10 protein-coding genes are annotated in these 12,045 nt (G+C 68.9%); 7 read left to right on the top strand and 3 right to left on the bottom strand.

Annotated elements, in window-relative coordinates; all coding sequences use genetic code 11:
- The first annotated feature begins 190 nt into the window (after positions 1–190).
- Positions 191–1,582 (top strand): CCA tRNA nucleotidyltransferase, encoded by a 1,392-nt coding sequence (locus tag ABZ911_RS18610; RefSeq protein WP_358056702.1) that lies wholly within the window; start codon positions 191–193, stop codon positions 1,580–1,582.
- Between the two features lie 6 nt (positions 1,583–1,588).
- Positions 1,589–2,791, top strand: coding sequence for an adenosylmethionine--8-amino-7-oxononanoate transaminase (locus ABZ911_RS18605; protein ID WP_358056888.1), 1,203 nt, complete (start codon positions 1,589–1,591; stop codon positions 2,789–2,791).
- Here the strand turns inward: ABZ911_RS18605 and ABZ911_RS18600 are convergent.
- Positions 2,760–4,046, bottom strand: coding sequence for an MFS transporter (locus ABZ911_RS18600; RefSeq protein WP_358056700.1), 1,287 nt, complete (start codon positions 4,044–4,046; stop codon positions 2,760–2,762). The genes ABZ911_RS18605 and ABZ911_RS18600 overlap by 32 nt on opposite strands.
- 121 nt (positions 4,047–4,167) lie before the next feature.
- On the opposite strand from ABZ911_RS18600, the gene idi reads away from it, so the two are divergent.
- Entirely contained in the window at positions 4,168–4,752 is a 585-nt protein-coding gene (idi, locus tag ABZ911_RS18595; protein ID WP_358056698.1) for an isopentenyl-diphosphate Delta-isomerase, read from the top strand.
- A gap of 42 nt (positions 4,753–4,794) precedes the next feature.
- On the opposite strand, the gene ABZ911_RS18590 is transcribed toward idi, so the two are convergent.
- Positions 4,795–5,874 (bottom strand): inositol-3-phosphate synthase, encoded by a 1,080-nt coding sequence (locus ABZ911_RS18590; protein WP_358056696.1) that lies wholly within the window; start codon positions 5,872–5,874, stop codon positions 4,795–4,797.
- Between the two features lie 13 nt (positions 5,875–5,887).
- Complete coding sequence (locus ABZ911_RS18585) at positions 5,888–6,490, bottom strand: PadR family transcriptional regulator (RefSeq protein ID WP_358056694.1); 603 nt, start codon at positions 6,488–6,490, stop codon at positions 5,888–5,890.
- Between the two features lie 70 nt (positions 6,491–6,560).
- Here ABZ911_RS18585 and ABZ911_RS18580 point away from each other — a divergent pair, with 70 nt between their 5' ends.
- From ABZ911_RS18580 to ABZ911_RS18565, 4 genes are all read left to right on the top strand, one after another.
- On the top strand, positions 6,561–7,001 hold the full coding sequence (locus ABZ911_RS18580) for a DUF5318 family protein (protein ID WP_358056692.1): 441 nt from the start codon (positions 6,561–6,563) through the stop codon (positions 6,999–7,001).
- Positions 7,002–7,102: 101 nt separating this feature from the next.
- Positions 7,103–9,628, top strand: coding sequence for a transglycosylase domain-containing protein (locus tag ABZ911_RS18575; protein ID WP_358056690.1), 2,526 nt, complete (start codon positions 7,103–7,105; stop codon positions 9,626–9,628).
- Positions 9,625–10,941, top strand: a complete 1,317-nt coding sequence (locus tag ABZ911_RS18570) for a glycosyltransferase 87 family protein (RefSeq protein ID WP_358056688.1) — start codon at positions 9,625–9,627, stop codon at positions 10,939–10,941. The genes ABZ911_RS18575 and ABZ911_RS18570 overlap by 4 nt, the downstream gene beginning before the upstream one ends.
- Positions 10,938–12,020: a mannosyltransferase family protein gene (locus ABZ911_RS18565; RefSeq protein WP_358056686.1), complete on the top strand. Its 1,083-nt coding sequence runs from the start codon at positions 10,938–10,940 to the stop codon at positions 12,018–12,020. Before ABZ911_RS18570 ends, ABZ911_RS18565 begins: the two co-directional genes overlap by 4 nt.
- Positions 12,021–12,045 lie beyond the last annotated feature (25 nt).

The following is a 12,045-nucleotide window of genomic DNA, read 5'->3' as shown; positions in this document are numbered from 1 at the left end:
ATCTCATGATGGACCTGGTGTGCGAGGAGCCAGCGGTGGATCGCGAGGGCGTCCTTCATATATGCGCTCCTTGCCTCGTTCCATGGCCCCCGACGGTCCTCTGACCGACGGTAACCCGGACCTGGTGTGGCTCGGGGGATATGTTCCGGAATCGAAGGACCTACCCAGCTTGTCCGACTCAACGCAGACCATGAGTGACCTGTTCCGCAAGATCGCGCCCGTGGCCGACGAGCTCGGCGAGCTGTTCGCCGCGCGTGGGCACGAGCTCGCCCTGGTGGGCGGTTCGGTGCGCGACATCCTGCTGGGCCGTATCGGCAACGACCTCGACCTGACCACCGACGCCCGCCCCGAGCGGGTGCTGGAGATCGTCAGGGACTGGGCCGACTCGGTGTGGACGATCGGCATCGACTTCGGCACCGTCGGCATCCGCAAGGGCGGCTGGCTGCTGGAGGTCACCACCTACCGCAGCGAGTCCTACGACCCCACCTCACGCAAGCCCGAGGTGATGTACGGCGACACGCTCGAAGCCGACCTGGAGCGCCGCGACTTCGCGGTCAACGCGATGGCCGTGCGCGTGCCCACCCACGAGTTCGTCGACCCCTACGGCGGCATGAGCGACCTGGCCGCCAAGGTCATGCGCACGCCGGGCACCCCCGAGCAGTCCTTCGACGACGACCCGCTGCGCATGCTGCGCGCCGCCAGGTTCGCCTCGCAACTGGAGTTCGGCGTCGACCCCGACGCGGTCCGGGCGATGACCGCGATGGCCGGGCGCATCGAGATCGTCTCCGCCGAGCGCATCCGCGAGGAGCTCGACAAGCTCGTCTGCGGCGCCGACCCGCGCGAGGGCCTGCGCCTGCTCGTCGAGACCGGCCTGGCCGCCCACGTGCTGCCCGAGCTGCCCAGGCTGCGCCTGGAGATCGACGAGCACCACCGGCACAAGGACGTCTACGAGCACACGCTGATCGTCCTGGAGCAGGCCATCGACCAGGAGGAGGACAGCACGCCCGACCGGATCCTGCGCTGGGCGGCGCTCATGCACGACGTCGGCAAGCCCAAGACGCGCCGCCACGAGGAGGGCGGCCGGGTGTCCTTCCACCACCACGAGGTGGTCGGCGCCCAGCTCACCAAGAAGCGCATGACGGAGCTGAAGTTCCCCAAGGACGTGGTCTCCGACGTCTCCCGCCTGGTCGAGCTGCACCTGCGCTTCCACGGCTACGGCTCGGGCGAGTGGACCGACAGCGCCGTGCGCCGTTATGTCCGCGACGCCGGCCACCTGCTCACCCGCCTGCACAAGCTGACCAGGGCGGACTGCACGACCCGCAACAAGCGCAAGGCGCAGGCCCTGTCGCGCACCTACGACCAGCTCGAAGAGCGCATCGAGAAGCTGGCCGAGGAGGAGGAGCTGGCCAAGATCAGGCCGGAGCTGGACGGCAACGAGATCCAGAAGGTCCTCGGCGTCGGCCCCGGCCCCGTGGTCGGCAAGGCCTACAAGTTCCTCCTCGACCTGCGCCTCGACCAGGGCGTCATCGGCAAGGAGGCGGCCGCGGACGCGCTCCGGGAGTGGGCGGGGGAGAACGGCTAGGTGGATCTGCTCGACCTCGACCGCGACCACGTCTGGCACCCCTACGCGGCCGTGGGCGCGCCCGTCCGGGAGGTCACCGCCGCCCACGGAGTACGCCTGAGGCTAGCCGACGGGCGCGAGCTGATCGACGGGATGTCGTCCTGGTGGGCGGCCATCCACGGCTACAACCACCCCCGGCTGAACCAGGCCCTGCGCGACCAGCTCGACGACATGGCGCACGTGATGTTCGGGGGGCTCACCCACGAGCCCGCCGTCCTGCTGGCCCGCCGCCTGGCCGCGATGACCGGCCTGCCCAAGGTGTTCCTCGCCGACTCGGGCTCGGTCGCCGTCGAGGTCGCCATCAAGATGGCGGTGCAGTACACCGGCCGCTCGCGGCTGATGACGGTCAGGGGGGGCTACCACGGTGACACCTTCGGCGCGATGGCCGTCTGCGACCCGGTCAACGGCATGCACCACCTGTTCTCCGGCGCGCTGGCCCGGCACGTGTTCGCCCCCGCGCCGCCGCGCGAGCCCGACCAGGGCTACCTGGACGAGCTGGGCGCGCTGGTGGCCCGGCACGCCCACGAACTGGCCGCGGTGATCGTCGAGCCCGTCGTGCAGGGCGCGGGCGGCATGCGCTTCTACCACCCCTCGGTGCTGCGCCGACTGCGCGAGCTCACCGAGGAGTACGGCGTCCTGCTCATCGCCGACGAGATCGCCACCGGCTTCGGCCGTACGGGAGAGCTGTTCGGCTGCGACCACGCCGGGATCAGGCCCGACATCATGTGCCTGGGCAAGGCGCTGACCGGCGGCTACCTGTCGCTGGCCGCCACGCTGTGCACCGATCGGGTGGCCGAGGGCATCGGCGTGCTGATGCACGGCCCCACCTTCATGGGCAATCCGCTGGCCACCGCGGTCGCCGGAGCCTCGCTCGACCTGCTCGCCGAGCGGCCGTGGCGTGAGGAGGTGCGGCGCATCGAGAGCGGGCTGACCGACGGCCTGGCCGCCGCCGCGGACCATCCCGGCGTCAAGGAGGTCAGGGTGCTCGGCGCGATCGGGGTCATCGAGACGCACGACCCCGTGGACGTGGCCAGGGTCCAGGAGCGGGCCGTCGAGCTGGGGGTCTGGCTGCGGCCCTTCGGCAGGCTGATCTACAGCATGCCGCCCTACGCGGCCACGCCGGCCGAGGTCGCCCGGATCACCGAGGCGATGGTGTACGCGTCGGCGTGACGGCCCGGTAGAGGACGGCGCCCCCGAGGTAGCCCAGCGCCATGATCGCCACTGCCAGGTAGGACTTGCCGTTCGCGGGCAGGATCGCCGCCGACAGGGCCGCCGCGAGGACGTACATCCCGTTGAACAGCATGTCGTAGATGGAGAAGGCCCGGCCGAGGTAGGCGTCGTCGATGTCGCGCTGCACGCTGGTGTCGGCGCAGATCTTCACGCTCTGGCCGGCCACGCCGAGCACGAACCCGGCGGCCGGCAGCCCCCACTCCTGGAACGGCGTGACCAGCACGGCCGTCAGCACGCCCGCGGTGGCCAGCATCGCCGGGATCCAGCGCTCGATCGTGAACCGGTCGGTCGCCCACGGGGTGACGATCACCGCGAGGAAGTAGCCGAAGGCCGAGGTGGCCACCACGATGCCGCTGCCGGCCAGGGCGGCGTCCGGGTCGCCGTCGGTGAAGTAGTAGCGGTAGAGGATGATGCCCATCGCGGTCGCCATGCCGTACATGAAGCGGTGCACGGCCATCGCGCCCATCGCGGCGGCGGCGGCGCGGTGGTGGATCAGGTGTCGGGCGCCGTCGGCCAGGCCCAGCACGACGTGCCGTACCGCCTTGCGGGGCTGGGGGCGTGCGGGGTCGTAGGAGGGGCCGAGCAGGGTGCGGCCCATGGTGCGCGCGATCAGCGCGCTCAGCCCGAACACCACGCCCGAGGTGAGCAGCAGCAGCGCCGTGCCCGCGTCGTCGCCGCCGAACACCGAGCGCAGCAGGAAGCCCACGCCCACGCCGACGAAGGTCAACACCGTGCCCGAGGTGGGGGTGACCGCGTTGGCCATCATCAGCCGGTCGTGCGGCACCACGTGCGGCAGCGAGGCGCCGAGCGCGGCCAGGAAGAACCTGTTGACGCCGAGCACGCCGAGCGCCGCCGCGTAGAAGACGCCGTCCGGGCAGTCGACCGCGACCAGCGCAGCGGCCACGATCAGCAGCGACCCGCGCACGATCGGCGCCACCACGAGGATCTGCCGCCGCGACCACCGATCGATGAAGACACCGACGAACGGCCCCAGAATGCTGTACGGCAGCAGCAGCACCGCCAGCCCCATGGCCACCTGCGCGGCCGTGGTCTGCTTCTCCGGGCTGAAGAACGCGAAACCGACCACCGCGAACTGGAAGATCCCATCGGAGAACTGCGAGACCAGCCGCGTGCTGAACAGGCGTCTGAAGTCCCGACCTTCCAGGACCGTGCGTAGATCGGCGGCATAAGACACCTCGTCAGCCTAGTCCGCGGCCCGCGCGCCGACATCAGGGTCAACCCTGAAGTGGAAGAGGTTGGAATGACAGGTCGGCAAAGGTAGCCGGGAAACGGAAAAGATCTCGTACTCTCTGTGCGTGACGACTGATGAGCACGTGGTACTGGTCGACGGTGCGGGAAACGCGATCGGCACCGCGCCGAAGATGTCGGTGCACGGGCCGGACACGCCTCTCCACCTGGCGTTCTCGAGCTACGTCTTCGACGAGAACGGCCGGGTGCTGCTCTCCCGGCGGGCCGCCCACAAGATCACCTGGCCGGACGTGTGGACCAACAGCTGCTGCGGGCACCCGCTTCCCGGCGAGCCGCTCGACCAGGCGGTGCTGCGGCGCCTGTCCTACGAGCTCGGTCTCACCGTGGAGCGCGCCGATCTGCTGCTGCCCCGTTTCTCCTACCGGGCGGTGATGGGCAACGGCATCGTCGAGCACGAGCTGTGCCCGGTCTACCGGGTGGTGGTCTCCGGGGACGCCCACCCGAACCCGGAGGAGGTGGGGGAGACGGCGTGGATGCCGTGGAAGGAGTTCGTCGAAGGGGTGCGCTCCAGGCTCCTGGCCATCTCGCCGTGGTGCCTGGAGCAGGTCCCGCATCTGGACGAGCTGGGGGCCGATCCGCTGACCTGGCCGGTCGCCGATCCTGAGGAGCTGCCGCCGGCCGCTCGCGGGTAGCCGTACCAGAAGAAGAAGGAGCCCCCGAAGGGGCTCCTGGGGTCAGCGGTCTACTTCGCCGCGGATGAACTTCTCGACGTAGTCGCGGGCCTCGTCGTCGGAGTACTGCTCCGGCGGCGACTTCATGAAGTAGGACGAAGCCGACAGGATCGGCCCCGCGATACCCCGGTCCAGGGCGATCTTGGCGGCCCGGACGGCGTCGATGATGATGCCGGCCGAGTTGGGGGAGTCCCACACCTCGAGCTTGTACTCCAGGTTGAGCGGGGTGTCGCCGAAGGAGCGGCCCTCCAGGCGGACGTAGGCCCACTTGCGGTCGTCGAGCCACGGCACGTGGTCGGACGGGCCGATGTGCACGTCGGCCTTGCCCATCTCGTGCGGGATCTGCGAGGTGACCGACTGGGTCTTGGAGATCTTCTTCGACTGGAGGCGCTTGCGCTCCAGCATGTTCATGAAGTCCATGTTGCCGCCGAAGTTGAGCTGGTACGTGCGCAGCAGCTCGACACCGCGGTCCTCGAACAGCTTGGCCATCACACGGTGCGTGATGGTGGCGCCGACCTGCGACTTGATGTCGTCGCCGACGATCGGCACCCCGGCCTTCTCGAACTTCTCGGCCCACTCGGGGTCGGAGGCGATGAACACCGGCAGGGCGTTGACGAAGGCGACCTTCGCGTCCAGCGCGCACTGCGCGTAGAAGCGGTCGGCCTCCTCCGAGCCCACCGGCAGGTACGACACCAGCACGTCCACCCGGGCGTCCCGCAGGACCTGCACGACGTCGACCGGCTGCTCGTCCGACTCCTCGATGATCTCGCGGTAGAACTCCCCGAGACCGTCGAAGGTGTGGCCACGCTGCACGACGACACCCGTGGGCGGCACATCCGTGATCTTGATCGTGTTGTTCTCGCTGGCCACGATCGCCTCGGACAGGTCACGGCCGACCTTCTTGGCGTCGACGTCGAAAGCCGCGACGAACTCGACGTCACCGACGTGGTACTCGCCGAACTTGACGTGCATCAGGCCCGGCACTCGTGTGTCCGGGTCGGCGTCCTTGTAGAAGTGCACGCCCTGAATCAGCGACGCCGCGCAGTTGCCGACACCGACAACGGCTACGCGAACGGAACCCATCGCACTCGCTCCCTTACTCATCAGTTGACGTTGACCCCGGAGCGACCCCCGGCTCCGGGTTATCTTTCGCGGGCTCTTCCGAGGCCCGGCGTTCTGTGGCGATCAGCTCGTTCAGCCAACGCACTTCGCGTTCGACCGATTCCAGGCCGTGACGCTGCAGCTCGAGCGTGTAACTGTCCAGGCGCTCCCTGGTCCGGGCGAGCGCGGTACGGACACCGTCGAGTCGCTCCTCCAACCGGCTGCGGCGGCCTTCGAGGATACGCAGGCGCACCTCGGCCTCGGTGTGCCTGAAGAAGGCGAAGTGGACACCGAAGCTCTCGTCCTCCCAGGCGGAGGGGCCCGCCTGGGTCAACAGCTCCTGCAATCGTTCCTTGCCTTCCGTGGTCAGCTTGTAGACGATCTTGGATCGCCCGGTCGTCGCCGCGGGGTGCTCCTCCGCGATGAGACCGTCGTTCAGCAGTGATCGCAGGCACGGGTACAGCGACCCGTAGGAGAAGGCGCGGAACATCCCGAGCAGGGCGTTGAGCCGTTTCCGCAGCTCATAGCCGTGTAGCGGAGTCTCGTGCAGCGACCCGAGCACGGCGAGTTCCAGGACCCTGCCCTGTCCGCTGGCCAATGGAACCGCCCCCTCTCGCGTCGATGTATCGAGTCGATACATCCAGAGGATACGTCGGCTCGCTATATGCATGCAATTAATGACTTTGCCAAGAGGTTGGGGGCAATCGGTAAAAAGCCGTAGTCTGGCGCCCATGTGGTCACAGCGAAGGGTGGTGGACTACGGACTCGGGAGACGGGCGGTGGCCCACTCGCTCTCGCGTGGCTTCCTTCATGCTGACGGGCTCTGCCCGGTATGCGAGAGGGAGAACGTCACCAACGTGGCCTATGTCCATGGGGATTCCCCGGGACGCCATGCCGGTCGGGTAAAGGCCACGTCGGAGCTCATCCTTATGGCTCATGATTACTGTGGCCGAGGTGTGCCAAGGTTGGGCTGGGAACCACCTGACGCTCTCGCTCGTCCTCGGCAGCGGACGATGCGGCCTCCGCCGGTCGCCCGTGAGAACGAGGAGGGCGACTGGCCGCCCACGCCTACCCGCCGTGCTATCCGACGACGATGCGAGGACGTGTGAGTAACAGCAGCTATGGCCCCGAGCCGACTGGACGCTCAGAGCGCCCTGAGGGGGCTCGACAGGGACGGCGCCGTCGCTCCACTTCCGCAACCTCCCGTTCCGTGCCCCCGGGACAGCCGCCGCAAACCGGTGACGGGGGATGGGGCGGGGCGGAGCCGCCGCGCCGTGCGGAAGCCGCCTTCGAGCAGACCGGCGCCATGGCCGCCGCGAACATGCCGGGTGAGGGGCAGACGCAGGGCGGCCGTCGCCGCAGCAACGAGGAGACGATGGTGGCCGGGCAGCCGCCGCAGCAGCCCCGCAGGGCGCGCGGCAGCCGCTCGGGTGGCCCATCGGGGCCGTCAGGCCCTTCGGGGCCCGGAGGGCCGTCGGGGCCGGGGAAGGGCGGTGACAAGCCCGGCAAGTCGGGGTGGAAGCGGTTCGTCCCGAACTGGAAGATCGTCATGGCCAGCATGGTGGTTCTGGTCGCGGGTGTCTTCGGCATGATCGCCGTGGCGTACGCCAACATGCCCCTGCCCACCGACAAGCAGGACGAGGCGCTGGCCCAGGGCAGTGTCCTCTACTACAGCGACGGCAAGACGGAGATCGCCAGGCTCGGCTGGAAGCGCCAGATCGTCACGAACGAGCAGATCTCGCCCGCCGTGAAGGACGCGGTGGTGGCCATCGAGAACAAGACCTTCTACGAGGACGCGGGCATCTCCATCCCCGGCATGGTCCGGTCGGTGTGGATGACCGCCACCGGCCAGCAGCGCCAGGGCGCCTCGACGATCACCCAGCAGATGGCCCGCAACTACTACGAGGGCCTCAGCCAGGAAGTCTCGATCAAGCGAAAGCTCAAAGAGATCCTCGTCGCGGTCAAGCTGGACAAGAACATGAGCAAGGACCAGATCCTGCTCAACTACCTCAACACGGTGAACTTCGGTCGCGCCTACGGCATCGAGGCCGCCGCCCAGGCCTACTTCGGTAAGTCGGCGCTCAAGGTGACCCCCTCCCAGGCCGCCTACCTCGCCGCGCGCATCCAGACCCCCGCGTGGGAAGCCGACGCGCCCGGGCTGCGGGACAGGTTCAAGACCGTCGTCGGCAACATGACCGCGTTCTACCCCGAGAAGTACGGCAACCTGGCCGCGACCGCCAAGTTCCCCAAGACCAAGCCCGAGAACAACGCGAACGAGCTCGGCGGCATCAAGGGCTACATGGTCATCCAGGTCTACGAGGAGCTGAAGAAGCGCGGCATCCAGCCGCCCCAGGTGCGCAGCGGCGGCTACAAGATCGTCTCGACCTTCGACAGGCGCCTCATGATCGCCGCCAAGAACGCGGTGCAGGGCGTCATGAAGACCCGTACCTCCGAGTACCACACCGGCCTGGCCGCGGTGAACCCGAAGAACGGCCGGGTGGTCGCCTTCTACGGCGGCACCGACTACGTCAAGGACGGGTTCAACGAGCCGTTCGACGCCAAGAAGCAGGCGGCCTCGGCCTTCAAGCCGTACGTCCTGGCCGCCTGGCTCGACGCCGGCAAGAGCCTCACGAGCCTCGTCCCCGGCAACAAGACGGTGCCCGAGGTGCTGCCCGGCCAGCAGAAGGGCGGCTTCCGCAACAGCCACAACGTCGGCGTGGCCGTCGACGTCGTCAAGTCCACCGCGCAGTCGGTGAACACCGCATTCCTGTCCATGGCTTACAAGCTCCCCGGCCAGCTCGAGGACGTCAAGAAGGTCGCGGAAGGGGCGGGTCTCGACAAGACCCGGCTCCAGGCGGACATCGACGAGCACCACTACCAGTTCGCCATCGGCAGCGCCCTGGTGACTCCGGTGGAGCAGGCGGCCGGTTACTCGATCTTCGCCAACGAGGGCAAGCACGTCAACGCGCACGTGGTGCAGGGAGTCTGGCAGGGCGACACCCTCGTCGTGCCCGAGGCGAAGATGCCCAAGCAGGTGATCTCGCCCGAGGCCGCCGCCGACTCGACCGTCGCCATGGCGGAGGTGCTGAAGTCCGGCACGGCCGCGGGCAAGGGCATCGGCCGCCCGGCCGCGGGCAAGACCGGCACGAACAACGACGAGAAGGAAGCCTGGTTCGTCGGCTACACCCCGCAGCTCTCGGCCGCGGTGGGCATGTACCGCGAGGTGTGCGTGACCAAGTCCGGCAAGACCGTGCAGCCGATCAACGCCAACTGCCCGAGCACCCCCCGGGGCAAGCCGCACAAGAAGTACAACGCGAACAACCCCTACAGCAGGGCCGACGAGGTGTCCCTCGGTTTCGAGGGCGCCGGCCCGCCCACCGAGGTCTGGCGCGCGTTCATGCTCGCCGCCCACGAGGGCAAGGAGATCGTGCCGTTCCCGGAGCGGGCCGACTACGGCACGCCGGAGGACCTCGTGGAGAAGCCGAAGCCGACCCCGACGCCGACGCCGGACGACCCGTTCGACACCGGCGACAACCCGTTCGACGACGGCCCGGACGGCGACTGCCCGATGCTGGAAGGGTGCGATGGGAACGTCACCGACGACAACGGCACCCCGGACACCGGCAATCCCAACGAGCCGGCCTCCGACTTCGAGGACACGGGCATGAACGGGGAGAGCCAACCCGGCGGCGCGGGCGTGCCCGATCCGATGGTCGGTAAGAACGAAGACGAATGACGGGTCTCCAGGTGAGGTTCCCGCTGGCGGCGCGAGCTGTGCCGTACCTTCCCCTGGGGCTGTTCGCGGCCCTGGGGGCGGTGCTCGCCTACCTGTGGAAGCTGCCGTGCAGAAGCGGTGGCTGGAACAACACCATCGAGACCTATACGAACTTCTGCTACACCGACATCTACCCGCTCTACTTCGACCGGCAGCTCGCGACGCAGAACCCTTACTTCGCCGACGTGCCGTTCGACAAGCAGGTGGAGTACCCGGTCGTGCTGGGCGAGGTCATGCAGGTGATCTCGTGGGTGGTCAGGCCGCTGGGTGATGTAGTCAGGCAGGCCACGGCGTTCTATGACATCACGGTCATCCTGCTGGGGCTCTGCCTGGTCGCCGGCGTCCTGCTGATGGCCGCGGTGGCCGGGCCGACCAGGCGCTGGGACGCGCTGTGGTACGCGGTGGCACCCGCGGTGATCCTGGCCGCCTACATCAACTGGGACCTGGTCGCCGGCGCGCTGTCCATGGGCATGCTGCTCGCCTGGGCCAGGAACCGGCACCTCCTGGCCGGGGTGCTGCTCGGCCTGGCGATCGCCACGAAGTTCTACCCGCTGATGTTCGTCGGCGCGCTGTTCCTGCTCACGCTGCGGACCGCGCGCTGGCGGCCGTTCCTCGTCGCGATGGCCTCGGCCGCCGCCGCCTGGCTGGCGGTCAACCTGCCGTTCATGATCCTGGCCTGGGAGGGCTGGCGCCGGTTCTACGCCTTCTCCGAGGAGCGCGGCGTCGACTGGGGCTCGCCCTGGCGCTACTTCCACCTCCAGGACTGGCCGATCCTGGGCTCCATGGACGTCAGCCTGCTCGGCATGGGGTCGCTGGCGCTGCTCTGCCTGGGCATCGCGCTGCTCACCCTGATGGCCCCGCGCCGGCCGCGGCTCGCGCAGATCTGCTTCCTGGCACTGGCCGCGTTCATGATGACGAACAAGGTGTGGTCGCCGCAGTTCGTCCTCTGGCTCGTCCCGTTCGCCGTGCTGGCCAGGCCCAACTGGAAGCCGCTGGCGCTGTGGCAGCTCGCCGAGGTGTGGTACTTCTTCGCCATCTGGCTCTACCTGCTCTCCCAGGACCCCGCGACCGAGCACCTCGGCATCGGCGACGGCACCTACCACACCGCCGTCTGGGGCCGGGTGATCACCATCGTGATCATGATGGCCTTCGTGGTCCGCGACATCCTCCGCCCCGACCACGACGTGGTACGGCAGGCGGGCGTCGACGACCAGGCCGGCGGCGTCTTCGACCACGCGCCCGACAGGTTCACGCTCGTCCCCAGCACGCGATGACCACTCGCTCCACCACGGGCGACGCCCTGCTCATCTGGTTATGCTCCCGCCTGGGACTCTTGCTCAGCGGCGTCCTGGGCGTCTCCTTCCTGGTCAAAGAGGGCGAACAGCTCGATCGATGGCGGCAGTGGGACACCACACTGTTCATCGAGATCGCCAAGTACGGCTATGCCGGCGACCCCGCCGAGCCGGAGGACCCCGGGCTGCCCGCGTTCTTCCCCGGCCTGCCCGCGCTGCTGCGCCTGCTGCACACGGTGGTGCCCGACTGGACGGTGTGCGGGCTGATCGTCTCGCTGGTCGCGGGGGCGGTGGCGGCGGTCGCGCTGGCACGGCTGGCGGAGTTCGAGGGGCCGGCGGGGGCGGGGTGGCCTGCCGTACTGGCGCTCGTGCTGTTTCCCACCGCGGTGTTCCTGACCGCGGGCTACAGCGAGTCGCTGTTCCTGGCCCTGGCGATTCCCGCGTGGCTGGCCGCCCGCAAGCGGCAGTGGCCGCTCGCCGTCCTGCTCGCGGCGGGGGCGTCGACGGTGCGGATCACCGGGTTGTTCCTGGCCGTGGCGTTGATCGTGGAGTTCGCGCTGAGCCGCCCGAGGCTCCGGCAGGCGCCGTGGCTGCTGGTCCCGTTCCTGCCGCTGATCGCCTACTCCTTCTACCTGTACACCCGCACCGGTGACCTGCTGGCCTGGAAGGGGGCCCAGGAAGCCGGTTGGGGCAGGAAGATGGTCTGGCCGTGGGAGGCGTGGAACACCACCTGGGGCACGGCGATCGGGTCCGGCGACTCGGCGGTGGCGTTCCGGATGGAGATCGTGGGGGCGGTCGTCGCCGTGGCCGTACTGCTCTGGCTGCTGGCGCGGCGCCGCTGGAGTGAGTTCGTCTACGTCGGGCTGCAGGCGGGGGCGCTGATGACCTCGGCGTACTACCTGTCGATCCCGCGCTCGCTGCTGCTGTGGTTCCCGCTGTGGGTGGCGATCGGGCAACTGGCCGCGCGGCGGCGGTGGGTGATCATCGGCTACGCCCTGGTGCTGGGGCCGCTCATGATGCTGAACGGCCTCCGCTTCCTGACCGGCGCCTGGGCAGGGTGAGAATCTCTACCCGGATTCCGTGCTC

Origin of the sequence: Nonomuraea sp. NPDC046570, assembly GCF_040645915.1 — a bacterium.
Classification (GTDB): Bacteria; Actinomycetota; Actinomycetes; order Streptosporangiales; family Streptosporangiaceae; genus Nonomuraea.
This window is presented reverse-complemented; position numbering and strand designations above follow the sequence as displayed.

What these genes read in the sequence shown, in the direction of transcription:
- ABZ911_RS18610 (WP_358056702.1), top strand. Translation starts at nt 191, where the DNA reads ATGAGTGACCTGTTCCGCAAGATCGCGCCCGTGGCCGACGAGCTCGGC.
- ABZ911_RS18590 (WP_358056696.1), bottom strand. Translation starts at nt 5,874, where the DNA reads ATGGGTTCCGTTCGCGTAGCCGTTGTCGGTGTCGGCAACTGCGCGGCG.
- ABZ911_RS18580 (WP_358056692.1), top strand. Translation starts at nt 6,561, where the DNA reads ATGCAATTAATGACTTTGCCAAGAGGTTGGGGGCAATCGGTAAAAAGC.
- ABZ911_RS18570 (WP_358056688.1), top strand. Translation starts at nt 9,625, where the DNA reads ATGACGGGTCTCCAGGTGAGGTTCCCGCTGGCGGCGCGAGCTGTGCCG.
- ABZ911_RS18565 (WP_358056686.1), top strand. Translation starts at nt 10,938, where the DNA reads ATGACCACTCGCTCCACCACGGGCGACGCCCTGCTCATCTGGTTATGC.